This is a genomic window from Lacinutrix himadriensis (assembly GCF_001418105.1).
Taxonomy (GTDB): Bacteria; Bacteroidota; Bacteroidia; order Flavobacteriales; family Flavobacteriaceae; genus Oceanihabitans; species Oceanihabitans himadriense.
The window spans coordinates 117,784-141,094 of the sequence record NZ_LIQI01000019.1 but is presented as its reverse complement, the minus strand read 5'-3'; the positions used below and the strand labels follow the sequence as shown (position 1 = coordinate 141,094).

General features: G+C 31.5%; 25 protein-coding genes. 20 read left to right on the top strand and 5 right to left on the bottom strand.

What is annotated here, in order from left to right:
• Positions 1-36 precede the first annotated feature (36 nt).
• Positions 37-747: a M90 family metallopeptidase gene (locus AMD28_RS06310; protein WP_338035229.1), complete on the top strand. Its 711-nt coding sequence runs from the start codon at positions 37-39 to the stop codon at positions 745-747.
• 8 nt (positions 748-755) lie between these two features.
• Here the strand turns inward: AMD28_RS06310 and AMD28_RS06305 are convergent, their stop codons facing one another.
• The 3 genes from AMD28_RS06305 to AMD28_RS06295 all read right to left on the bottom strand — a co-directional run bounded on the left by AMD28_RS06305 (position 756) and on the right by AMD28_RS06295 (position 5,817).
• A complete protein-coding gene (locus AMD28_RS06305) occupies positions 756-2,573 on the bottom strand; it encodes a YfiR/HmsC family protein (RefSeq protein ID WP_055443308.1) in 1,818 nt (605 codons plus the stop codon).
• Positions 2,570-5,299, bottom strand: a complete 2,730-nt coding sequence (locus tag AMD28_RS06300; RefSeq protein WP_055443307.1) for a TonB-dependent receptor — start codon at positions 5,297-5,299, stop codon at positions 2,570-2,572. The genes AMD28_RS06305 and AMD28_RS06300 overlap by 4 nt, the downstream gene beginning before the upstream one ends.
• A gap of 83 nt (positions 5,300-5,382) precedes the next feature.
• A complete protein-coding gene (locus tag AMD28_RS06295; RefSeq protein ID WP_055443306.1) occupies positions 5,383-5,817 on the bottom strand; it encodes a response regulator in 435 nt (144 codons plus the stop codon).
• 192 nt (positions 5,818-6,009) lie between these two features.
• On the opposite strand from AMD28_RS06295, the gene AMD28_RS06290 reads away from it, so the two are divergent.
• The 10 genes from AMD28_RS06290 to AMD28_RS18705 all read left to right on the top strand — a co-directional run bounded on the left by AMD28_RS06290 (position 6,010) and on the right by AMD28_RS18705 (position 12,559).
• The gene (locus AMD28_RS06290; RefSeq protein WP_055443305.1) at positions 6,010-6,642 is read left to right on the top strand and encodes a Crp/Fnr family transcriptional regulator; all 633 of its coding nucleotides are present in this window, start codon (positions 6,010-6,012) and stop codon (positions 6,640-6,642) included.
• 46 nt (positions 6,643-6,688) lie between these two features.
• Positions 6,689-7,483 carry a sulfite exporter TauE/SafE family protein gene (locus tag AMD28_RS06285; protein WP_055443304.1) on the top strand — a complete coding sequence of 265 codons (795 nt, stop codon included), beginning with the start codon at positions 6,689-6,691 and terminating at the stop codon, positions 7,481-7,483.
• 111 nt (positions 7,484-7,594) lie between these two features.
• Positions 7,595-9,010, top strand: a complete 1,416-nt coding sequence (locus tag AMD28_RS06280; protein WP_055443576.1) for an MBL fold metallo-hydrolase — start codon at positions 7,595-7,597, stop codon at positions 9,008-9,010.
• Between the two features lie 124 nt (positions 9,011-9,134).
• Positions 9,135-9,494, top strand: a complete 360-nt coding sequence (locus AMD28_RS06275; RefSeq protein ID WP_055443303.1) for a rhodanese-like domain-containing protein — start codon at positions 9,135-9,137, stop codon at positions 9,492-9,494.
• A 121-nt stretch (positions 9,495-9,615) separates the two neighbouring features.
• The gene (locus AMD28_RS06270) at positions 9,616-9,885 is read left to right on the top strand and encodes a heavy-metal-associated domain-containing protein (RefSeq protein WP_055443575.1); all 270 of its coding nucleotides are present in this window, start codon (positions 9,616-9,618) and stop codon (positions 9,883-9,885) included.
• A gap of 11 nt (positions 9,886-9,896) precedes the next feature.
• Positions 9,897-10,922: a c-type heme family protein gene (locus AMD28_RS06265; protein ID WP_055443302.1), complete on the top strand. Its 1,026-nt coding sequence runs from the start codon at positions 9,897-9,899 to the stop codon at positions 10,920-10,922.
• Between the two features lie 12 nt (positions 10,923-10,934).
• Positions 10,935-11,231, top strand: coding sequence for a thioredoxin (trxA, locus tag AMD28_RS06260; RefSeq protein ID WP_055443301.1), 297 nt, complete (start codon positions 10,935-10,937; stop codon positions 11,229-11,231).
• Entirely contained in the window at positions 11,231-11,833 is a 603-nt protein-coding gene (locus AMD28_RS06255; RefSeq protein WP_055443300.1) for a methyltransferase domain-containing protein, read from the top strand. The genes trxA and AMD28_RS06255 overlap by 1 nt, the downstream gene beginning before the upstream one ends.
• 140 nt (positions 11,834-11,973) lie before the next feature.
• Positions 11,974-12,180 carry a YgaP family membrane protein gene (locus AMD28_RS18360; protein WP_083478251.1) on the top strand — a complete coding sequence of 69 codons (207 nt, stop codon included), beginning with the start codon at positions 11,974-11,976 and terminating at the stop codon, positions 12,178-12,180.
• Positions 12,181-12,409: 229 nt separating this feature from the next.
• Entirely contained in the window at positions 12,410-12,559 is a 150-nt protein-coding gene (locus AMD28_RS18705) for a hypothetical protein (protein WP_162838500.1), read from the top strand.
• A 78-nt stretch (positions 12,560-12,637) separates the two neighbouring features.
• Here AMD28_RS18705 and AMD28_RS06250 read toward each other — a convergent pair whose 3' ends face one another.
• Positions 12,638-14,740 (bottom strand): TonB-dependent receptor domain-containing protein, encoded by a 2,103-nt coding sequence (locus AMD28_RS06250; RefSeq protein ID WP_055443299.1) that lies wholly within the window; start codon positions 14,738-14,740, stop codon positions 12,638-12,640.
• 64 nt (positions 14,741-14,804) lie between these two features.
• Positions 14,805-15,182: a hypothetical protein gene (locus AMD28_RS06245; protein ID WP_055443298.1), complete on the bottom strand. Its 378-nt coding sequence runs from the start codon at positions 15,180-15,182 to the stop codon at positions 14,805-14,807.
• Between the two features lie 201 nt (positions 15,183-15,383).
• Here AMD28_RS06245 and AMD28_RS06240 point away from each other — a divergent pair, with 201 nt between their 5' ends.
• The 9 genes from AMD28_RS06240 to AMD28_RS06200 all read left to right on the top strand — a co-directional run bounded on the left by AMD28_RS06240 (position 15,384) and on the right by AMD28_RS06200 (position 23,308).
• Positions 15,384-16,112: a peroxiredoxin gene (locus tag AMD28_RS06240; protein ID WP_055443297.1), complete on the top strand. Its 729-nt coding sequence runs from the start codon at positions 15,384-15,386 to the stop codon at positions 16,110-16,112.
• Positions 16,113-16,223: 111 nt separating this feature from the next.
• Entirely contained in the window at positions 16,224-17,555 is a 1,332-nt protein-coding gene (locus AMD28_RS06235) for a cytochrome ubiquinol oxidase subunit I (protein ID WP_055443296.1), read from the top strand.
• Positions 17,556-17,557: 2 nt separating this feature from the next.
• Positions 17,558-18,631, top strand: coding sequence for a cytochrome d ubiquinol oxidase subunit II (cydB, locus tag AMD28_RS06230; RefSeq protein WP_055443295.1), 1,074 nt, complete (start codon positions 17,558-17,560; stop codon positions 18,629-18,631).
• Positions 18,632-18,646: 15 nt separating this feature from the next.
• Entirely contained in the window at positions 18,647-18,943 is a 297-nt protein-coding gene (locus tag AMD28_RS06225) for a hypothetical protein (protein WP_055443294.1), read from the top strand.
• A gap of 91 nt (positions 18,944-19,034) precedes the next feature.
• Complete coding sequence (locus tag AMD28_RS06220) at positions 19,035-19,649, top strand: TetR/AcrR family transcriptional regulator (protein WP_055443574.1); 615 nt, start codon at positions 19,035-19,037, stop codon at positions 19,647-19,649.
• A 90-nt stretch (positions 19,650-19,739) separates the two neighbouring features.
• Entirely contained in the window at positions 19,740-20,990 is a 1,251-nt protein-coding gene (locus AMD28_RS06215; RefSeq protein ID WP_055443293.1) for a TolC family protein, read from the top strand.
• A 10-nt stretch (positions 20,991-21,000) separates the two neighbouring features.
• Positions 21,001-21,903, top strand: a complete 903-nt coding sequence (locus tag AMD28_RS06210) for an HlyD family secretion protein (protein WP_055443573.1) — start codon at positions 21,001-21,003, stop codon at positions 21,901-21,903.
• Positions 21,904-21,940: 37 nt separating this feature from the next.
• Positions 21,941-22,399: an OsmC family protein gene (locus AMD28_RS06205; RefSeq protein WP_055443292.1), complete on the top strand. Its 459-nt coding sequence runs from the start codon at positions 21,941-21,943 to the stop codon at positions 22,397-22,399.
• 6 nt (positions 22,400-22,405) lie between these two features.
• Positions 22,406-23,308, top strand: a complete 903-nt coding sequence (locus tag AMD28_RS06200) for an ABC transporter ATP-binding protein (RefSeq protein ID WP_055443291.1) — start codon at positions 22,406-22,408, stop codon at positions 23,306-23,308.
• Positions 23,309-23,311 lie beyond the last annotated feature (3 nt).

Below are 23,311 nucleotides of genomic sequence, written 5' to 3'. Positions count from 1 at the left end.
GTCTTTGTGATTTTTGTTTGTTATGCTTTTTATATCATGAAACGCAAACACGTAGAAGAAATGCCAAAACATTGGCATGATATTTTAGTAAAAAAAGTGTTGTTTTATAAAAATTTAACGCCAGAAAATCAAGCGGTTTTTAGAAAACGAATCATGCTTTTTTTAAGTGAAATACATATAGAAGGGGTACATACTGAAATAGAAGAATTAGATAAAATATTAATAGCTTCTAGTGGGGTTATTCCGGTATTTGGATTTTCTAATTGGAGCTATAATAACTTAACGGGCATTATTGTTTATCCAGATAGTTTTAATGCCGATTTACAGTTTTCAAATCAAGATGAAAATAAACAAATTCTTGGAATGGTAGGAACTGGGCGTTTTGAGAAACAAATGATTCTCTCTAAAAAAGCAATCCGATTGGCCTTTAATAACAAAACCGATAAATACAATACACCAGTGCATGAGTTTGTACATTTATTAGATAAAACAGATGGACAAACCGATGGTATTCCTGCGTTTTTTCTTGGTAAAGAATACATTGCACCTTGGCTAGAATTAATGCACAAAGAAATGGAAGCTATTAATAACGATGCATCGGATATTAGAAAATATGGAGGAACAAGTGAAATAGAATTTTTTGCTGTAGCTTCCGAATATTTTTTTGAAAGACCAAAGCTTTTTAAACAGAAGCATCCAGAGTTGTATGCTATGCTTTCCGTTTGTTTTCAACAGCCCAAAAAGTAGCGTTTCGTTTATGCAGGAATTGTAAAATAAAAAGTGGTTCCTATACCTTCTTTAGAAGTTAGCCAAATTTTTCCGCCATGCGATTCTACAATTTTTTTACAATGTGCTAAGCCAATTCCAGTACCTTCAAATTTCTCTCTATTATGTAATCTTTGAAAGATAGCAAAGATTCTATCTTGATAGTTTTCTGGAATACCAATACCATTATCGGTTACCGCAAATTGCCAATATTCTTTAGACTCTTCGTCTTCGGTTTTAACGCATGAAATCATTATGTTAGGCGTAGTATTTGCGTCTATAAATTTAATACCATTACTTATTAAATTTTGAAATAATAATCGAATTTCTATTTCAGAACCCGTTATAACTGGTAAGTTTTTAGAGCTTACTTTAGCCTTAGATTTAGAGATCATACTTCCTAAATCTATTTTTATAGCTTCAATTAAATGGGTTGTATTTATAGGGTTGTATTCTTTAATTTTTCCTAGACGGGAATATTCTAAAAGGGAATCAATTAGGGATTTCATTCTTAGACTAGATTCATTAATGAAGTTTAGACTCATTTTGCCGTCTTCATCTAATTTGTCTTCATATTCATCTAATAATAAAACAATCAATCCAGAAATAGTATTTAAAGGCTCTTTTAAGTCATGACTAGTTATGTAGGCAAACTGTTCAAGCTCTTTATTTTGGGAAGCTAATTCTTTTGTTTGGTTATAAATAACCGTGTTTTTTTGTTTTAAAGTACGAAGCAGTCTTTTGTTAGAAGTATACATTCTATAAATGCTATAACACGCAATTAGCGTCAATAGTACTAATGCTGCCAAGAGATAATTAAATAGTTTTAGTTTACTTATTTGATTATCATTCTGTTCTAAAATAGTTTGCTTTTTTTCTATATCTTGATATAAGGTTGTTAGAAAATCGTTTTGAACTTTAATTTTATCGTCACTTTCTTTTATTGTTTGGCTTTGCGATTTTAAAGTGTCTATTTGCGAATTTATAATTTGTTCTAACTGCTTTTCTATAGCAATTCTATCTTCTATCTTTTTGTTTTGTATTTTATTGTATTTGTTTAGTTGCGTTATCCAATTTTTCTGGTCATTCAACTTTGTAGAAATAGTATCTATTACATTGTTTTTATCTAGAATAGTTTTTGTTTTATCTAGGATTTCCTTTTCACTATTTTTTATGATTTCCTCTTGTAATGCCGATGAGTCTTTTGTTTGATTTAAATTTTTACTTGCATCTTTATATAGGAGTTTCCATTTATCGGAAGAATTTATAGCGTTATTATCTAAGCTTTCTGCTATTTCAAATCCTTCATTTTCTAGGCTTTGTTTGTTGATTTCATATTCAAAATAATTGGCAACATTCACCATATTAATCATAGAAGTATTGTAATTGTAATCTTCTGTAATTAATAAAATATTTTTGGAAGCTATTTGAGCTAGAATGGATTCAATATGATAGTTGTACTTATTATTAACATAAAGTACTTGAATATCTTCAATATCTTTTACAGCGCTAAAATTAATAATATTTACTGGTTTATTAAAAATTCTACGTTTTTGAGATAGTGATTTTAAATCTATAATGGTTCTATCTGAACCAAGAACGCCAATTTTAAATTGGTCAAGATTATCTAGGTTAGACCAGCTAACTTGTTGTGTGAAGTTGAAAATAAAGATACTACGTTGTAAGCGTTTGATTTCTTCATTATTGGTTTCTTGTGCTTGTACAGAAACATTAAAAAGAAAACTAAGTAATAAAAACGTAAGAACAGCTTTTATATCTAAGCTGTATTTATTAGTAACTTTTATCATAATTTTAATAAAAGTCTAATGTAATAATTAGAACCTTTAACACCAAATTGTTGGACCCTTCTGCTGTAAATAAAATTTCCATTTTCGGTATTGGCAGAATGAGCGTGTTTATCTGGATATACATTAAAGATATTTGTTCCACCAAGAGTTATGTTGCATATCTTTTCAAAAGTATATGATAAAGCTAAATCGGTAACCAACTTAGAAGAAAATGTTTGATCTCTACTTTCTAGGTTTCCAGAAAATTCATTTACTACCCAGTTTTCTTGTATTCCGTCATCTGGATGTACATATTCTACTTTTCCGAAAAAAGTATTTCCTAATTGTATCTTGTATTTATCAAAATGATAAGATATTATAGAGTTTACTTTATAATTTGGTTGCGCAGATTCTACTCTTGCAATATCCTCTCTATTAAATAAAGTGCTTTCTTGACCTTCTAAAAAATCGGAAACTTTATTGAGTTGTATGACTTCGGTTTGCTTTAAATTCCCTGCTAATGAAGCGTTGAATTCGCCATTACCAATTTTATTTTTATAATGTACAGCTACGTCCAAACCAATTGTTTTAGTATCTATGGCATTGGTGAAAAATTGCGCAGCACCAACATTAAAAGGAGCTAGTGTTTCTTCATAACCTTCATCGAAACGTCCGGAAAGTACAATTCTATCCTTAATTTTTATACTGTAATAATCTGCAGTAAAAGATAAGTTTTCAGCTAGTTTACCCGAGAAACCAGCGTTGAAATGGTTGGAAAGTTCTGGTTTTAAATCTTTTATATGAAAGGCTTCCTTAGCAACAGCACTTTCATTATTAAAAGTTCCTACTTGCACAATATCTCCATTAATAAATTGTGTACTTATATTTTGAAAATATACTTGGTGTAGGGAAGGAGCTCTAAACCCTGTAGATAAACCTAATCTAAAGTTTAAATCTTCCGTTATTTTATATCTTCCGGAAAGTTTCCAAATAAATTGAGCACCAAAATCGTTGTAAGCTTCATACCTAGCAGTAGCTTTTAGAAGTGTTTCTTTAGATGTATTTACTTCTACATCTATATATCCTGAACTGTTGGTTCTAAATCGGCTTAATTCATTTTCGGGTTGAATACCAGGAAAAACTTGAGCACCAGCAATACTTTGCTGTTCTATACCATCACTATCTATATAGGTATTGTTTCCATCTAGATACGAATCTTCTTCACCAGCAATAATGTTATAATTTTCTACACGTAATTCTGCACCAAAAGCAATATTTACACCATATAACCAATCATACGCTCTGGAAACATCTAGATTGGATGTGTTTTGTTTATACGAAAAACCTCCAGAATAAAAAGTACGAGGAGAAGTAATCCCTAAGGATGCATTATTAGAATTATTTACGGTATAATCTAAAGTGTTAATTCCAATAGTATGACTAAAATCTAGATTCCAATTATTTTTCTCTCCTTTAAAACCTAAAGAAATAGCATCATCCTGTATATCTGTTAATATTTCTGGAGAAAAACCATTTGGAAATAATTCTGGTACTACACGATCTATCTCATTTGGAAACCTATAAAAACCTTTAGATTTTCCTTCCCTATAATTTCGTCCTCCATGAAAATAAAATAAAGAATTGTTAGAAATAGGAAATTCACCATTAAAGGATAGTGCCAAATTTTGCGTAGAAGCATTACCAATTTCCATTACGCGTTTTCCGGAATATTCATTATGACTATAGAAATTATTTTCGGCTATTAAAATAGCGTCTTCTTCAGGATCTTCAGAATATACTACGCCATTATAATCACCAGCTCTATTATAAGCTTCTCTATTTCTATATTCTCCAGTAATGTTAATAAAGCCTTTTTTACCTACTACAAATCCAAAATTTGCAGAAAAATAGGTGGTAAGACCATCTCCTTTTGTTGTTAGTTCTGCACGTCCTTGTACATCTATAGATTGGGTCTGTTTTTTTAGTATTATATTAATAACTCCAGCAATAGCATCTGAGCCATATTGCGAGGTAGCACCATCTCTTAAAATCTCAATTCTTTCTATAGAGGCAACGGGAATGGCATTAAAGTCTGTTCCCACAGTTCCTTTTCCAACAGTTCCATTTACATTTAATAGCGAACTATTATGTCTACGTTTACCATTTACTAATACTAATATTTGATCTGGACCTAATCCTCTTAAAGTTGCAGGGTCTATATGGTCTGTACCATCTGATATGGTTTGGTTTGTAGAGTGAAAAGAAGGTACTAAATAGTGTAATATATGACTTAACTCTATTTGCGGGGAGTTGGTAATGTCTTGCGGTGAAATAATATCTACTGGAGCCGTTGTTTTTAAAAGCGAACTTGGTTTTGCTCTAGAACCTAAAGAAACAGGTTGGTCAATGGAAAATCCAGTTTCTAAAGTGAAATCTAAAATAGCTTCTTCTCCAGCGGTAACACTTACCGGTTTAGTCGCCGTTTTATACATTATGAAGGCTACATTGATAACAAAATCACCAGCTTCTATATTTAAAGTGTAATCTCCATTTACATCACTGGTTGTAGAAATGTTAGATCCTTGAATACTAATTTTAGCACCAGGAAGACTTCCAAACTGATCAGAAATTTTCCCTGTTATTTTAGCTTTATTCTGTGAGAATAAAGAAAAATTAAAAAGTAATACAAATAAGAAAAATAAAGAATTTTTATTTAAAGATGTAACCGAATTATCTAGCTTTAACATGCCATACTAAATTAAGAAAAAAAATACTTATAAGTAAAAATTACAAGAGTAAAGAAAACGTGCTTGTAAGAATAATAACAGCTTTATGTTTTTTTGCTTGCGGCTAATACGTAATGGTTTTGTTTTACATGATCTAAGATATCGGAAGATAATGGCTTGTTTATAAAATCGGAAATTACATTAATTGTTTTAGAACGCTCATAGTCATCCGGATTATTAGAAGTTGTCAATAAAATAACTTTAATAGAGTTTGTGAAGTCTGTATCAATTTTATTAAATTCTTCTAAAAACTCCCAACCATTCATTGCTGGCATATTAATATCTAAAAATATTAAATCGGGCTTTGCTATTAATCCATTTTTAGCATCTTTTAGGTATTCTAATGCGTTTTTTCCACTGTTAACAGAGGTTACTTGTCCGAAATCAGTATGTCTATTTACAATTTTTTCATTGTAAAAATTGATAACCTTATCGTCATCAATTAGGAGGGTGCAATTAATGGAGTAATTATTCGTCATATTGCAATTTTAAAAAAATAAATGATTTGTTTCATCTGTAGGAATTTTATTTTATTTCTAATCGATGAAAAGCAAATAAAAGCGACATAAACGCATGTTTTTTAGTCGGATAGTAATTTTACACCTCAATAATTTTACAATATTCATTTACAATGAAGTTATTTATATAACTTTGTTTACGAAATAAAGATTATGCTAGACGAATTACAACAACATTATGGTTATTTATTCGAGGAGGAACTACTTCAAGAAATTAATAATGTAGGTACTTATAAAGATATTCCGGAAGGTTTTAAACTTATAGAAATTGGCGATTATATAAAATCCATGCCACTTTTAATAAGTGGAGCTATTAAAATTATGAGAGAAGACCTCGATGGAGATGAACTTCTTTTATACTTTATTGAGCAAGGTGATACTTGCGCAATGACATTATCTTGTTGTTTAGGTAGTTCCAAAAGCGAGATTAGAGCTGTGGCAGAAACAGATACGAAACTAATAATGGTTCCTATTGAAAAAATGGAAGAATGGTTAGGTAAATATAAATCATGGCAAAAATTTGTGCTACAAAGCTACCACAATAGAATGTCAGAATTATTAGAAGCTATTGATTCTATTGCCTTTTTAAAACTAGATGAACGTTTGTTCAAATATTTAAAAGATAAGGCAATGGTTAACCATAATGAAGTTATTCAGGTAACACACCAAGAAATAGCTAGAGATTTACATACTTCGAGAGTTGTAATTTCTAGATTACTTAAAGCCCTTGAGAATTTGGGCAAAATTGAACTACATAGAAATAGCATTAAAATTTTAGATTTGTAACTCATGTTACACGCTGTTTCTTCAGATCAATTACCTTTGCATTCATATGGATATACAACAAATAGTAACATACTTCGCTGCTTTTTTAATAGGAGCCATATTGGGTTTAATAGGAGGAGGAGGATCCATTCTTACTGTACCATTATTGGTTTATTTTTTAGCATTTAACCCGGTAGTAGCTACTGCATATTCCTTATTTGTTGTTGGTTCTTCTTCCTTGGTTGGCGTGATTCAAAAGCATCAAAAAGGATTAGTTGATTTTAAAACAGGATTGGCTTTTTCTTTTCCATCCTTTATCGCGGTATATGTTTCCAGAAGATTTCTTGTTCCAGCAATACCAGAAACACTTTTTACTGTTGGAGCATTCTCTTTAACCAAAGGAATGGCAATCATGATCTTTTTTGCAATTATCATGTTGTTAGCAGCATCTTCTATGATTAAATCGAAACCTAAAAGTCAAGAAAATAATGTTTCACAAGCGTATTATAAAACTTTTATTCAAGGTGTTATTATAGGAATTATTACAGGTCTTATTGGAGCAGGTGGCGGATTTTTATATGTGCCAGCATTAGTACTTTGGGCTGGTTTAGATATGAAAAAAGCTGTGGGAACCTCTTTGATTATTATAGCAATCAACTCGTTAATCGGTTTTTTAGGAGATGTACAAGTTTTAGATATAGATTGGTTCTTTTTATTAACCTTTTCTTTTTTAACCATTATCGGAATTTTGGTAGGTGGCTATTTTTCTAAATTTATATCTAGTAAAAAATTGAAAAAGAGCTTCGGATGGTTTGTGTTGGCAATGTCGATTTATATTGTTTTAAAGGAGTTGGTTTTTTAATTAAGTAACTTTTGTTGCAAGAAAAATTTAAAAACATTAGTAAATTTGAAGAATTAAAGTGCAATTGCTTAAATGGTAAAGACATTTTATAAAATATTAAATGGGGAAAAAATGAAAATAGAACAAATTTATACCGGTTGCTTAGCACATGCAGCGTATTATATAGAAAGTAATGGAGAGGCAGCAATTATAGATCCATTAAGAGAAGTACAGCCATATATTAAAAGAGCAAAGCTAGACGATGCTAAAATAAAATACATATTTGAAACACACTTTCATGCCGATTTTGTGTCTGGTCACTTAGATTTAAAAGAAAAAACAGGAGCGCAAATTGTATTTGGTCCTACAGCAAAACCTTCTTACGATGCTATAATTGCAGAAGATGGTCAGATATTTGAAGTTGGAGATTATAAAATAAAAGCAATCCATACGCCAGGACACACTATGGAAAGTACCACCTATCTTTTAATAGATGAAAACGGTAAAGAACATGGTATTGTTACTGGTGATACTTTATTTATTGGGGATGTTGGTCGTCCAGATTTAGCTCAAAAAATAGCATCCGATTTAACACAAGAGAAATTAGCAGGTTATTTATTCGACTCACTTCGCAATAAAATTATGCCATTAAGCGATGATTTAATTGTGTATCCAAATCATGGCGCAGGATCTGCTTGTGGTAAAAATATGAGTAAAGAAACTACAGATACTCTAGGGCATCAAAAGCAAGTAAATTATGCCTTGCGCGCAGACATGACTAAAGAGGAATTTATTGCGGAGTTATTAGATGGTTTATCAGAACCTCCAGCGTATTTCCCACAAAATGTAATGATGAATATTCAAGGCTATGAAAGCTTCGATAAAGTAATGTCTAAAGCACATAAACCTTTAACGCCTAAAGCCTTTGAAGCAGCTGCTAATGAAACGGAAGCGATTGTTTTAGATGTGCGTCATCAAACAGATTTTGTAAAAGGCCACATTCCTCGTTCTATTTTTATAGGTATCGATGGTGGATTTGCACCTTGGGTTGGTGCTTTAATAGCAGATGTAAGTCAGCCAATTTTATTAATTGCACCAAAAGGTAGAGAAGAAGAAGTAATTACGCGTTTATCTCGTGTTGGTTTTGATAATGTGATTGGTTATTTAGATGGTAGTTTTGAAGCTTGGAAAAAAGCTGGGATGGAATATGATTCTATAACTTCTATATCTGCTGAAGAATTTGCAAAACGCTATAAAGCGAATCAAGATGTTGTTTTTGATGTAAGAAAAGATGGAGAGTTCCTTGCAGAACATGTAGAAGGAGCAAAACACACCGCTTTAGATAACATAAACAGTCATTTAAGCGAGTTTCCAGAAAACAAACCTTTCTTTGTGCATTGTGCAGGTGGTTACCGATCTGTAATTGCAGCTTCTATTTTAAAAAGTAGAGGTATTCATAATTTAATTGAAGTAGCAGGTGGATATGGTGCTATTAAAAATACCGAAATACCTACAACAAACTATGTTTGTCCGAGTACATTGAAATAAAAATTTAGTTTTTTAGTTAGTGAAAAGCGCGTATTACAGCAATGTAATACGCGCTTTTCTATGTAACAAAGGTTACTTATAATTTATGTTTTATTGATTATATTTATGGTAAATAAAGCCATTCATGAAATACATAATAATCATAACATTTTTAACAACCTTATTAGGTTCAAATAGTTTAGATCGCAATGTTGTTAAAATACTTTCTTCGGAAGAATTTAAAACACAAATCGAAAATAAAAGCGTCCAATTAATCGATGTTAGAACCCCTAAAGAATTTCAATCCGGACATATTACTGGAGCTGAAAATATAGATTTTTATTCCGATAAATTTGCTTTCGAATTCAATAAACTAGATAAGGATAAAGCTGTTTATGTGTATTGTAGAAGCGGAAGTAGAAGTAATAAAGCATCTAAAAAGTTAGTAGAATTGGGGTTTATTGAAATCTATGATTTAAAAGGAGGTTTTTTAAACTACAAATAGAATTAAAAAGAACCAAGCCTTTAAGGCGAACACATTTTTACCAAAATTTAATAGAATTAAAAAAATGAACCGAGCCTTTATGGCGAACACATTTTACCAAAATAAAAAACAAAAAATAAAAATGAAAACTTCCATACTAGTACAAAACTTAAAATGTGGTGGTTGTGCAAACACTATTACTACAAAACTTTCAGAGATTAAAAATATTTTAGATATAAATATAGATGTTGAAGAAAGTAAAGTTTCCTTTAAATATACAAATGAAGCAGACGCTTTTGCGGTAAAAGACAAGCTTAAAATGTTAGGTTATCCTTCCGTAGATGAAGATAATAATATAATATCCAAAGCAAAATCTTTTGTGAGTTGTGCAACCGGTAAACTTTCCACATAAAATAAAATATTATGAAAAATGTAATAGTATGTATGGTCTTTTTAACGTTGATATTTAGCTGTAACCATTCCAAAAAGGAATACACCGCTTTAGAACAAAAAATGGAGGCCAATACCCATCCAGGAAAAAAGCTAATGGAAACCAATTGCTATACATGTCATAGTCCATCGGCAAGTCAAGAAGATCGTATTGGACCTCCTATGATTGCCATTAAAAAGCATTATATAAATAAAGGCACTACCAAACAACAGTTTATAGCAGCTTTACAAACTTGGATTAAAAACCCAAATGCTGAAGATGCTAAAATGTTTGGAGCAGTAAAACGTTTTGGAGTAATGCCAAAGCAAGCTTTTCCAGAAGAAACAATAGCTAAAATTGCAGACTATATGTTCGATTTTGATATTGAACAACCAGAATGGTTTGAAGCCCATTTTAATGAAGGAAAAGGCATGGGCAAAGGGCAAGGTAATGGAAAAGGAATGGGTAACGGAAAAGGAATGGGCAATGGAAAAGGCATGCAAAAGCAACAAGCCAACGCTACTTTGGATACATTAACCTATGCAGAACGTGGTTTGAAATATGCGCTATCTACCAAAGCGGTTTTAGGGAAAAACCTAATGGGAACTATTCAAAAAAAAGGAACATTAGAAGCATTAGCTTTTTGCAATGAAAAAGCATACCCGTTAACAGATAGCATGTCTGTAGTACATCATGCAATTATAAAACGGGTTTCCGATAAACCTAGAAATCAAAATAATCTAGCAAATAAAAAAGAATTATTGTATATTAATTCTTTCAAAAACGATATAAAAAATAGTAAAGAACCAGAACCAATTGTAGATCAGTTAGACAATAAAGTACACGTGTATTATCCAATAACAACAAATGCAATGTGTTTACAATGTCATGGGAAACCAGATCAAGATATAAATAAACCAACATTAAGTAAACTTGCTAGTTTGTATCCTCAAGATAAAGCTACAGGATATGCGGTTAATGAGGTTAGAGGTATTTGGAGTATAACTTTCGACAAATAAAATAAGTCCGTTATGAGTAAATTTTCAGAATTAATAAATCAAGAAACTCCTGTATTAGTAGATTTTTATGCAGAGTGGTGTGGACCATGTAAAATGATGAGTCCTATTTTAAAAGATGTTAAAGACAATTTAAAAGAGAGAGTATCCATTATTAAAATTGATGTGGATAAAAATCAAGCTCTTGCCGCAAAATACCAAGTTAGAGGCGTACCAACTATGCTATTGTTTAAAAACGGAAAACAGGTTTGGAGACAGTCGGGAATGCTTCAAAAAGATGAATTAATAAATGTAATTACAACACCTTATTAATGGATTTATCCGAAGGTTTTTGGGATAATAGATATAAAACCAGTGATATAGGTTGGGATTTGGGCGAAGTTTCTCCGCCATTAAAAAACTATATCAATCAGTTGTCCGATAAAGAACTGAAAATTCTAATTCCAGGAGGCGGGAATAGTTATGAAGCGGAATATCTTCATAATAAAGGTTTTAAAAATGTGTATGTGGTAGACTTGTCACAAACGGCACTTAACAATATACAAGCTAGATTGCCTTTGTTTCCTTCTTCACACCTTATTCAAAAGAATTTTTTTGATGTCGATATGACTTTTGATTTGATTATGGAGCAAACTTTTTTTTGTGCTATAGATCCTAATTTAAGAGCAGCTTATGCAGCAAAAGCATTTGAAATGTTACATGATAATGGTAAAGTGGTAGGCCTGCTTTTTAATGTGCCTTTAAATAAAACCCATCCACCTTTTGGAGGTTGTAAAATGGAATACATAGAGTATTTTAAGCATTATTTTGATACTAAAATAATGGAAGCTTCTTATAATTCTATTACATCAAGACAAGACAAAGAATTGTTTTTTATCATTCAGAAAAAGAATATAATAACCACAATTTATTAAAAGAATTATTTCATGTAAAATGGGATATATCTTATACCTATTAGATAAGAAATTCGAAAAAAAAACCAAAGTAATTTTTTACTTTTAACGTAAAGAAACTAAAGAATAATAAGGATTCTAAAACCTAAAATAATAATATTATGAAAGTAAATATGAGTGGATTAGATAAAGGAATTAGAATAGTAATGGCAATAACGATAGCCATATTATATTGGCAAAATATTATACACGGCACTTTAGCGTATGTACTTTTAGCATTAGCTATAATTTTTGTGTTAACTAGCCTTGTAAGCTTCTGTCCTTTATATACTCTATTCGGAATTAATACATGCAAAGTAAAAAAGTAAGTACTTTTTTTTTAACAATACCTCTAAAAAAGGAAGTGTAACAATTGTTGTTTAATGTTTTATTTGAATACTTTAATTTTGCAAAATATAAGTTGTTTAGACAACTATATGATTGATTAATAGCAAGGCATCTTATTTTATAAGCTCCTTTTATTTACTGATAAAAGTCATATTTATAAAGACATAGAATTATTATTTTTATACTTTAAAAACACTAACACCTATTTTTATGATATCTCAAAGCATTGCATTAGCGAACTGGAATAACGGCGTAATTATGATAGCTATTTTTGGATTAGTTTGTCTAGCTCTTGTTGGTTTTTTAGTAAAATCTATGTCTAACAACGATAGAGATAAAGAAGAACCTAAAGAAAGATAATTTTATTTAAAACATTTAATTATAAAAAAAAGTAGTGCATGTAAATGCACTACTTTTTTTGTTTATACAAAATCTGTATTAAAATTTATACTGTAAAAATGCAGATAAATTACGACCTGGTTCTGTAATAGGAGTTCTTCCAAAATTCGCTTGGTTGGTAAATGAGAAGTTTAAATGGCTATTGTAAGCTTCATCTAAAGCATTAAGTACAGCAACACCTAATGTAATATTCTTCATAGGTTTTACTCCAAAACGAACGTCTAAAGTTTGATAACCGTCGGTCTCTGTTTCCCCAAAACTTCTAGAAATATTTTCTTGTTTTGAAACGATATTATATTGAACGCTTCCCCAGAATTTTTCTTTTTGAAATCCTAAACTTAACTTCGTAGTAAGCGGAGGAGTTAAAGGTAAAGATTCTTTTAAATCTTTGTTTTTTGCATATACATAAGCAAACTCTGTTTTAAAATAATAGTCATTTAAAAAATCGACTTGCGCCATAGCTTCAAAACCAGTTTTATATGCTTCGTCTATGTTTTGAAATACTTTCACACTAGTAGGATCTGTTGTAGGATTAAATTTTCTAGTAATAGTTGGATCTATTACACCAACAATATAGTTTTCAAAGAAAGAATAATAGAAAGACGTTTCGTATTTAAAGCTATTAAAACCATTTTTTAAAGGTTGTCTTCCTTTAAAACCAATTTCAAATTGATTATTAACTTCTGCTTTTAAATTTGGGTTTCCAATATATTCATAAGGATCTTGTCCAACAGTAAAGTGATTAATAAAGCGCTCTATCATATTTGCAGAACGAATTCCGCGACCATACGCAGCCTCTAAAGTGAAATTATCAGAGACTCTGTTTTTAATAGAAACCGTTCCGCTAACATTATGTTCTGTACGTTTCTCTAAGTCATACATTGCAGCAAAATCAGCTTCCGGATCCTGAATATCTGATGTTACATGATCATAACGAATACCAGCTGTAAATATGTTTTTAGAGTTGATGTTGTATTTAACTTCTGTAAATACTCCTAAATCTGTGATATAAGAATCTTGCCAAACCTTATCATTAAATGTCATAGGAGTTGGTAATGGGTTGCCATTCATTATTTTAATCAATCGAGTTCTTCCTCCATCTCTAGCAATATGCATGGCATCCAAACCAGAAAATACATTTAGTTTTTCTAAAGGTTTCCAGTTCAATTCTAATTTTCCACCAATGGTTGTTGCATCTACAGCAGAAGCTGCTTCCATCATCATAAAAGACGGTCTATTGTCATTGGTCATTAAATGGTCTACATAACTATAATAGGCTTTTGCAGTTAATGATTGTACTACTTCACCAATATTATCCAGTTTATAATCTAAAGAGAGAATACTACTATTATCATATTCGGTATCCATTGGCAATGCAGCATGTTGTACATCACGACCAAAAGATTGTCTCCAATGTGCCTGTAAACGTTGGTCGTCAGAGAAGTTATAACCTAATTTTATTCCGTAATCGGTACTTCTAAAAGACGAAGGGATTTCGGTACCATCACCATCTTCATAATCACCAAAATCTCTATAACCAGCATTAGCAACGATATCATATTTTTCTTGAATATATTGCAGTTGTGCTAGGTTTACTAAAGAGTTTCCGTTGCTTTCATAACCAGCAGATACTTTTCCATGTACCCCATAATCTTCATAATCTGGCTTTTGGGTTACCAAATTTACAATACCTCCAAAAGTTGCTCCGTAACGCACTGTATATGGTCCTTTGATGATTTCAATTTTCGCGATTTCTTCAGGAATAATATGTGTGGTTATAGGATCCATTCTATTCGGGCAAGCATGCATTGCTTTTGTTCCTCCATCATATTGAATGTTTAATTGTTCATATTGCGAAGCTCTAAACGAAGGATCAATAGCATAGTTCCCTCTTTTTATTACCGAAAATCCGTTGATGTTATTAAACAAATCGGCAACGTTTTTAGGCTGTACAATTTTTTCGTCATATTTATTTGCAACAACGGTTAATACGGGATCCTTTTTTAGATTACCAGTTACAATAACTTCATCTAGTTTTGTTTCTTTTTGTTCTGTAGTGTCTTTTTTGATTTCGTTTTGTTCTTGCCCAAAAGACATAGCTGTAATTAGGGTACATAGTAGTACCCCATATAATGTTTTCATATGTAATGTGTTTAATTTTATTTCTTTGCTTATGGTAGATGAAACTACCTCTAATTGAATAAAATTATACTTTGGGAGGATGAAAACAAACGTTGGTATTCTTAAAGGAATATAGATTCGTGTAGTCGGTTATATTCTTTTTTTTGATATATTCTTTTTGCTGAAAAACAAGAGGTTCCAGTGCCATTGAAAATAAGATGAGTTCTTTAAAATCAATAATACTCTCTGGTGTTTTTTGATCCTGATCTTGTGATTGAACAACCTTATTTAAATGACATTTTCCATTACAATTTAATTCTGGTTTGTCTTTGTTTATGCAAAAATTTTCTATAAAACCAACAGTATCCATATTATAGTACGCATAGGTTAACGACACTCTTGTACTATTAAATAGTAGCAATGTGGTTAAACTAATGGCGAATATATATGTGCTTATTTTCATTGGTACAAAAATAAGTGATAGTGTTTCCTTTAAAGATGATTTTTATCAGGTTTCGAATTAATTAGGACTTTTTTATCCATTATTAATTATCCTTATAATTATATAAGGATTTGGTATCCTCTAAGTGACAAATGTTACAAACTATCAACGAGTTGTGGTTTAATTTTACAGTAGAAAAATAAATTAAATCGATATATAATTATGAATACTTTAGAAACAACACAACAGCAACAAGAGGTTTTTACTATGCCAAGAATAGGAGATAAAGCACCAGAATTTACGGCGGTAACCACACAAGGAGAGATTAATTTTCCTTCAGATTATAAAGGACAATGGTCTATATTATTTAGTCATCCAGCAGATTTCACACCTGTTTGTACTTCAGAGTTTATGACATTTGCGCATTTAGAAGAAAAATTCAAAAAAGCAAATTGTAGTCTTATAGGTTTATCTATTGATGGCTTGTATAGTCATATTGCTTGGCTAAGAACTATTAAAGATAAAATTGAATTTAACGGCATGAAAAACATCGAAGTTAAATTTCCTTTAATTGAAGATATCTCTATGAATGTTGCCAAAAAATATGGAATGATTCAACCAGGAGAAAGCAAAACACAAGCGGTTAGAGCAGTCTTTTTTGTGGATCCAGAAAGTACGGTTCGTGCATTAATTTATTACCCATTAAGTTTAGGACGTAATTTTGATGAACTTTATAGAGCGTTAATAGCAATGCAAACCTCAGACAAATTTAATGTGGCTACTCCAGCAGATTGGAATCCTGGAGATGATGTAATTGTTTCTCCAGCCGGATCTTGTGGTGTTGCTGAAGAGCGCATGACTTCAACAGAAGATTTAGATTGTAAAGACTGGTTTTTCTGTACGAAGAAATTGGATAAAGACGTAGTATTAGATGCTATTCTTAAAAAGTAATTAATTAAAATTTAATAATTTAAAAAAGCCTCTAAAAAGAGGCTTTTTTGTGATAAAAGTGACATAGATTTAAAGCTTTGTGTCGTATTTTTATAGTCTAAAAATTAAAGTATGGAAGACATGATCTTTTACGATAGGTTGCAGTTTGCATTTACTATCACATTCCACTATATATTTCCGCAATTAACTATGGGATTATCTTTATTGATCGTCTTTCTTAAAGGAAAATATTTACTTTCAAAAATTGAAAAATATAATAATGCAGCAAAATTTTTGATGAAAATTTTTGCTATTAATTTTACCATGGGCGTGGTGACCGGAATTCCTATGGAATTTCAATTTGGTACCAATTGGGCTAAATTTTCAGAATTAACAGGAGGAATTATCGGACAAACTTTAGCAATGGAAGGCATGTTTTCTTTCTTTTTAGAATCTTCCTTTTTAGCACTATTTATTTTTGGCGAAAAATTGATGGGTCAAAAACTACATTTCTTAACTGGTTTCTTAGTCTTTTTAGGTTCTTGGGCAAGTGGTTGGTTTATTCTAGCAACCAATGCTTGGATGCAGCATCCTGTAGGATATGAAATTTTAGAGAATGGTAAATTTGTTTTAGAAAACTTCGGAGCACTTTTTACGAACCCTTGGTTGCTACCTGCATTTTTACATAATCAAATGGCTTCCGTGGTCACTTCTTCTTTTGTGGTGGCAAGTATAGGTGCTTTTTATATTTTAAGAAATAAACAAGTCGAATACGGAAAGCTATTCTTAAAAACAGGAGTGATTTTCGGATTAATATCTAGTGTATTAGTTGCTTTTCCAACAGGAGATTGGAATGCTAAAAATGTAGCAAAATATCAACCAGCATCTTTTGCTGCTATGGAAGGGATTTTTGAAACCGAAGAAGCTGGTGCCGAAATTGTACTCGTTGGACAGCCAAATATGGTAGAAAAAAAGTTAGATAATAAAATTGCAGTGCCTAATATATTAAGCTTTTTAACGCATCAGGATTGGGATAAACAAATCCCAGGAATGGATCAATTTAAAGAAGAGGAATTGCCAAGTAATATTCCGGCACTTTACTATTCATACCATATAATGGTTGGTTTGGGTACTATATTTATTGGGGTTATGGTATTGGCTCTTTTTCTTTTATGGCGAAAAAAATTATACAACTTTAAACCTTTACTTTGGTTTATTATGTTTTTAGTGCCGTTTCCTTATATCGCTAATATTACTGGTTGGTATACCGCAGAATTAGGAAGACAACCTTACCTCGTTTACGGATTATTAAAAACAAGCGATGGTATTTCTCCAACCGTTTCTTCAGGGAATACTTTATTTACATTACTTGGTTTTGTTGCTTTATATATGCTACTAGGTTTACTGTTTTTAGTACTAGTTGGTAAAACGATTAATCAAGGTCCAAAACCGCAAACACATTAATTATGGAAATATTTTGGTATATAATAATAGGAATTGTTTTAACGATGTTTTTTGTTTTAGATGGCTATGATTTTGGCACTGGAATCATTCATTTATTCTTCGCTAAAAAGGAAAAAGATAAAGAAGTAATCGCAAAGTCCGCAGGTCTATTCTGGGATTCTAATGAGGTTTGGCTAGTCGCTGCTGGTGGTATGCTTTTTATGGCTTTCCCTACTTTTTATGCATCGGTTTTTAGCGGATTCTATTTACCATTAATCATCGTCTTATGGTTAATTATTTTTAGAGCGATTGGTTTAGAATTTAGAGGACAGTTTAAATATCAAATGTGGAAGGATATTTGGGATACCTCTTTTGGCGTTTCTAGTTTATTACTAGCCTTGTTTTTTGGTATTGCTTTAGGTAATATTGTAAGAGGTGTGAATTTAGGAGGTGTTGAAAACGGAATCTCTGCGCATGAAGGACATTACTTTTTCTTACCATTATGGAACAGTAGTTTTAGTCCGCTAACCGAAAACCCAGGAGTGATAGATTGGTTTACTATTGTTATTGGGTTAATATCGGTGGTTACTTTAGCAATTCATGGTGCGAATTGGGTAGTTTTAAAAACAAACTCAAGTATCAATAAAAAACTTAAAGGCGTTGTTTTTAAATTAAATATAACCTTATCTGTACTTACTGTTTTTTCTTTATTTGTATGGCAAATAGTAAATCCGAATTCCTTAGATAATTTTATAGATAAACCCTATTTAATGGTCTTTCCGATGCTTTATTTTACAGGGTTAATCGGATTGTTTTTTATCAAAAAAATAAAAAAGGATAGCCATGCTTTTATGTTATCTACCTTATTGATAGTTGGAGGAATTACATCCTCATTAGCATCTCTATTTCCCGTAATATTACCTTCTGTGAATGATATTCATGAAGATTTAACCATTTATAATACTGCCGCTTCAGAATATGGTTTATCGATAGCATTAACTTGGGGGATTGTGGGCTTTATTCTTCTTTTTGTCTACATGATTATCCAAAAAAGGCTCATGGGAGGAAAGATAGATAAAATGGATTATGGCCATTAGTATAAAAATACTATTATGACAGAAACATTAATTTCTTTATTAAGTATTCTAATAGGAATCATTGCCGCTAATGTAACTGGCGCTATCTATAAAAAGTACTCCTTTGGTGTGATAGGAAATACCATTGCAGGTGTTTTTGGAAGCATATTTCTTATTAAATCCTTCGGAAGGCTAGGTTTTGATCCCTTATCAATAATGGATAACGGTACATTTCATATTGGCTTATTCCTTGTTAATTGTCTGGTTTCCATTTTAGGAGGCGTTTTAGGAGTAATAGTCATGAAGTTAATCTCTAATAAGTTGAATAGATAACGATTAGTACAGGATACATGATATAAATCATTTTATACCATTAGAATTCATTATACATTTGTTAACCACTTGGTTAAACCATGTAGTTGTAATGAGAAAATTAAAAGACGAAAATACAGAAGAGCAGATTTTAGATGCAGCAAAACATATCTTTCAATCTAAAGGAATGGATGGTGCGCGTATGCAAGAAATTGCCGATAAAGCAGGAATTAACAAAGCAATGCTTCATTATTATTACAGAAGTAAGCAGTTATTGTTTGAAGCGGTTTTTAAAAATGCATTTAGCTTATTAGCACCACAATTAAATGCTATTTTAAATGATGATTCTTCTATTGAAGAGAAGGTAAAAAACTTTACATCAGATTACATAACATTCATTGTGAAACATCCGTATTTACCAAATTTTATCATTCAAGAATTAAATAGAAACCCGGAGTTTCTTCTAAAAATGAAAGATACCAATGGTTTTCCAAATATTGAAAAATTTAAGAAGCAAGTAGATAGAGAAGTGGAACAAGGCATTATTAAACCCATTTCTGCAGAACAACTATTTCTGAATATTATGGCGCTAAACATTTTTCCTTTTGTAGCTAAACCTTTAATCCGGGCATTTACAAATACAGACAATGAAGCTTACAATCAATTAATAGAAGCGCGTAAAACAGAAGTTGCCGATTTTATTATTAATGCTATAAAGAATTCATAAAAGGAAACGAGCATGTTAAAAGTATTATCTCCCAAGGGAATGATTAATCAGCAAACAGCATGTGTCCAATAAAAAAAATAAATATAAAACATGAAACAGTTATTAATCATTCTATTACTCTCCATTGGGTGGTCAAGTGTTGCGCAAGAAAGTATCACTTTAGAGGAATGTTACCATTTAGTAACCGCAAATTATCCATTGGCTAAGCAATCGAAATTGCTAGATGCGCAAAATAAATTAGATGCAGCGGTTATTTCTACGTCAAAATTACCGCAAATCTATTTAGATGCGCAAGCAACATATCAATCAGATGTCCTTCAATTTCCTCTTGCAATGTCTGGTATAGAACCATTAAACAAAGATCAATACCGTGCAACGGTTTCTGTAAATCAACTAATTTATAACGGAGGTGCAACAGATGCTTCTTTAGATTTAAAATCTGCGCAACTCCATACGAAGCAAAAACAGGTTGAAGTCAGTTTATACCAATTAAAACAACAAATCAATCAACTCTATTTTTCTGTTTTATTAGCACAAGAATCTCAGTTATTACTAAAGGCTAAACAAGAGCAAGTAGAAGCCAAACTTAAAGAAGTACAGTCCGGAATAAAGTATGGTGTGATGCTACCAACTTCCGATAGAATTTTGGAGGCCGAATTATTGAAAATAGGACAACAGTTTCAAGAATTGGAAAGCAATAAAATGTCCCTAATTGAAACCCTTTCTAGCTTCATAAGTAAGCCTCTAACTACTGAAACATTATTTCAAAGTCCACTTTTAGAGACCGAATTTCAAGCGGACTTAAACAGACCCGAATTGGAATTATTTCAACTTAAAAAAGAAGAAATCCAAAATTCGGAAAGTTTGTTATCGAAGCAAAACGCACCTAAATTACTTGGGTTTGCAACTGGTGGTTATGGTAATCCAGGGTTGAATATGCTAGACAATTCCTTTCAAACATTTTATACGGTTGGTGTGAAATTAAATTGGAATGTTTTCGATTGGAATGCCAATAAAAAACAACGGGAATCCTTACTAATTAATAAGGATATTGTGGATAATGAAACCGAAGTTTTTAAACTGAATACCAACATCGAGTTACATCAACAACAAAAAGAAATCCATAAAATGGAAACTTTTATTTCTTCCGATCAAGAAATTATAAACCTCAGAAAAGAGGTGCTTCAATCGGCAGATGCACAACTTAGAAATGGCGTGATTACGTCTTCAGCTTACATTACAGAACTCACCAATTTATACGAAGATGAGAATACCTTGGTAAAACATGAAATTCAGCTACAACTAGCGAAAGCAAATTACAATGTCATTAAAGGACAATAAAAATAGTAATATGAAAAAGAACACATATATATTCGGATTAAGTTTTACAGCAATAAGCTTATTTTCCTGCGGAAACGATACCAAAAAAGCAGATGGCTATGGCAATTTTGAAGCAACAGAAATTACTATTTCTGCAGAGAATAATGGAAAATTAATGCAGTTTGATGTGAATGAAGGTGATGTGCTTTTAATAGAACAATTTATAGGTTATATCGATACCATTCCATTAACATTAAAACGGGAACAATTAAAAGTGTCTAAAGCAGTAATTGGTTCCAAATCAAAAGGTGTATTATCACAAATTAATGTACTAAATGCAAAATTGAAAACAGCAAACACCAATAAAGAACGAGCAGAAAATTTAATAAAAGATAATGCGGGAACACAAAAACAATTGGATGATGTTGCTGGAGAAATAGATGTGATTAAAAATCAAATTAGAAGCGTAGAAATTCAAAATGCACCTGTGGTTAATGAATTGAAAGCTATCGATGTTCAGGTAAAACAAATTGAAGATCAAATAGGAAAAAGTAAAATCGTAAATCCTGTAAATGGAACAGTTTTAACCAAATATGCAGAGCCTAATGAAATTACAGCTTTTGGAAAACCATTGTATAAAATTGCCGATTTAAATACCATGCAATTACGTGTCTATATTAGTGAAACACAATTGGCGAATATTACAATCGGACAAGAAGTTACGGTGAAAATCGATGATGCAGACGCTATGAAATCGTATAAAGGTACAATTAGTTGGATTGCTTCCGAAGCAGAATTTACACCAAAAATTATTCAAACTAAAGAAGAGCGCGTAGCTTTAGTTTATGCCGTAAAAGTGGATGTGAAAAATGATGGCAGCCTAAAAATTGGAATGCCTGCAGAGTTATGGGTACATGATTCTGAAGAAAATTAACAATAAAAAATCAGTAAAATAATTAAAATAGATTCTCATGGAAAAACATATCTATAACGTCAATGTAAATTGGACGCAAGACCGAAAAGGAACTTTATGTTCACCAGAATTAAAAAATAACACAACCAACGAAACCAATTGTATCGAAGTTGCAACACCTCCAGAATTCCCTGGTGGAATGCCTAATATTTGGACTCCAGAACATTTATTTACAGCAGCAATAAGTAGTTGCTTAATGACTACTTTTTTAGCAATTGCTGAATATTCTAAATTAGAGTATGTCAGTTTTACATGTGAATCGAAAGGAATACTCGAAAAAGTAGATGGCAAGTTTGTAATTAGCGAAGTCTTATTATTTCCAGAGGTTGTGATTACCGATGCATCTAAAAGAGAACGCACAGAACGTATTTTAGAAAAATCGGAAAAAGCTTGTTTGATTTCAAACTCTGTGACTTCAAAAATAACAATGGAAGCTAAAATTAGTATTCAAAATTAAAATCTAGTGAGTATATCTGTCCGTCATATTAGCAAATCGTATAAAAATGTAAAAGCCTTAGAAGACATCTCTTTTGAAGTGAAAGAAGGGGAGCTTTTTGGACTCATTGGACCTGATGGAGCAGGAAAAACAACGCTGTTTAGAATTCTAACCACGCTTTTAATTGCGAATGAAGGTACAGCAACAGTTGCTGGTTTTGATGTGGTCGCAGATTATAAAAAGATTCGAAATAGTGTTGGCTATATGCCAGGGAAATTTTCACTCTATCAAGATTTAACAGTGGAAGAAAACTTGAACTTTTTTGCAACTATCTTCGGAACGACCATAGAACAAAATTACGATTTAATAAAAGAAATTTACGTTCAGATAGAACCCTTTAAAACGCGTAGAGCAGGAAAGTTATCTGGCGGAATGAAACAAAAACTCGCTTTGTGTTGTGCGCTAATTCACAAACCGAAAGTGTTGTTTTTAGATGAGCCTACCACAGGAGTGGATCCCGTTTCTAGGAAAGAGTTTTGGGAAATGTTGAAACGTTTACAGCAAAAAGGAATTACCATTTTAGTTTCTACGCCGTATATGGATGAAGCGGCTTTGTGTGACAGAATAGCTTTAATTCAAGATGGAAAAATTTTGCAGATGGACACTCCTCAAGCTATTGTGAAGCATTATCCAAAACAGATTTACAACGTTAGGGCAAACAATACCTATCAACTTATTAATAGTTTAAAGGCCTATGAATACAACCATAGCGTCTATCCTTTTGGTGAGTTTGTACATTATACAGATCGTAGAGCAGATTTTAATCCTAAAGATTTAATGCTGTTTTTAGAATCTAAGAATCTTTCTAATGTGGAAATAAAAAAAACAGAGGCAACTATCGAAGATACCTTCATGGAACTAGCAAAATAACCT

Coding starts and splice junctions, on each gene's coding strand:
- AMD28_RS06310 (WP_338035229.1), top strand. CDS start 37: ATGAAACGCAAACACGTAGAAGAAATGCCAAAACATTGGCATGATATT.
- AMD28_RS06305 (WP_055443308.1), bottom strand. CDS start 2,573: ATGATAAAAGTTACTAATAAATACAGCTTAGATATAAAAGCTGTTCTT.
- AMD28_RS06300 (WP_055443307.1), bottom strand. CDS start 5,299: ATGTTAAAGCTAGATAATTCGGTTACATCTTTAAATAAAAATTCTTTA.
- AMD28_RS06295 (WP_055443306.1), bottom strand. CDS start 5,817: ATGACGAATAATTACTCCATTAATTGCACCCTCCTAATTGATGACGAT.
- AMD28_RS06290 (WP_055443305.1), top strand. CDS start 6,010: ATGCTAGACGAATTACAACAACATTATGGTTATTTATTCGAGGAGGAA.
- AMD28_RS06285 (WP_055443304.1), top strand. CDS start 6,689: ATGGATATACAACAAATAGTAACATACTTCGCTGCTTTTTTAATAGGA.
- AMD28_RS06280 (WP_055443576.1), top strand. CDS start 7,595: ATGAAAATAGAACAAATTTATACCGGTTGCTTAGCACATGCAGCGTAT.
- AMD28_RS06275 (WP_055443303.1), top strand. CDS start 9,135: ATGAAATACATAATAATCATAACATTTTTAACAACCTTATTAGGTTCA.
- AMD28_RS06270 (WP_055443575.1), top strand. CDS start 9,616: ATGAAAACTTCCATACTAGTACAAAACTTAAAATGTGGTGGTTGTGCA.
- AMD28_RS06265 (WP_055443302.1), top strand. CDS start 9,897: ATGAAAAATGTAATAGTATGTATGGTCTTTTTAACGTTGATATTTAGC.
- trxA (WP_055443301.1), top strand. CDS start 10,935: ATGAGTAAATTTTCAGAATTAATAAATCAAGAAACTCCTGTATTAGTA.
- AMD28_RS06255 (WP_055443300.1), top strand. CDS start 11,231: ATGGATTTATCCGAAGGTTTTTGGGATAATAGATATAAAACCAGTGAT.
- AMD28_RS18360 (WP_083478251.1), top strand. CDS start 11,974: ATGAAAGTAAATATGAGTGGATTAGATAAAGGAATTAGAATAGTAATG.
- AMD28_RS18705 (WP_162838500.1), top strand. CDS start 12,410: ATGATATCTCAAAGCATTGCATTAGCGAACTGGAATAACGGCGTAATT.
- AMD28_RS06250 (WP_055443299.1), bottom strand. CDS start 14,740: ATGAAAACATTATATGGGGTACTACTATGTACCCTAATTACAGCTATG.
- AMD28_RS06245 (WP_055443298.1), bottom strand. CDS start 15,182: ATGAAAATAAGCACATATATATTCGCCATTAGTTTAACCACATTGCTA.
- AMD28_RS06240 (WP_055443297.1), top strand. CDS start 15,384: ATGAATACTTTAGAAACAACACAACAGCAACAAGAGGTTTTTACTATG.
- AMD28_RS06235 (WP_055443296.1), top strand. CDS start 16,224: ATGGAAGACATGATCTTTTACGATAGGTTGCAGTTTGCATTTACTATC.
- cydB (WP_055443295.1), top strand. CDS start 17,558: ATGGAAATATTTTGGTATATAATAATAGGAATTGTTTTAACGATGTTT.
- AMD28_RS06225 (WP_055443294.1), top strand. CDS start 18,647: ATGACAGAAACATTAATTTCTTTATTAAGTATTCTAATAGGAATCATT.
- AMD28_RS06220 (WP_055443574.1), top strand. CDS start 19,035: ATGAGAAAATTAAAAGACGAAAATACAGAAGAGCAGATTTTAGATGCA.
- AMD28_RS06215 (WP_055443293.1), top strand. CDS start 19,740: ATGAAACAGTTATTAATCATTCTATTACTCTCCATTGGGTGGTCAAGT.
- AMD28_RS06210 (WP_055443573.1), top strand. CDS start 21,001: ATGAAAAAGAACACATATATATTCGGATTAAGTTTTACAGCAATAAGC.
- AMD28_RS06205 (WP_055443292.1), top strand. CDS start 21,941: ATGGAAAAACATATCTATAACGTCAATGTAAATTGGACGCAAGACCGA.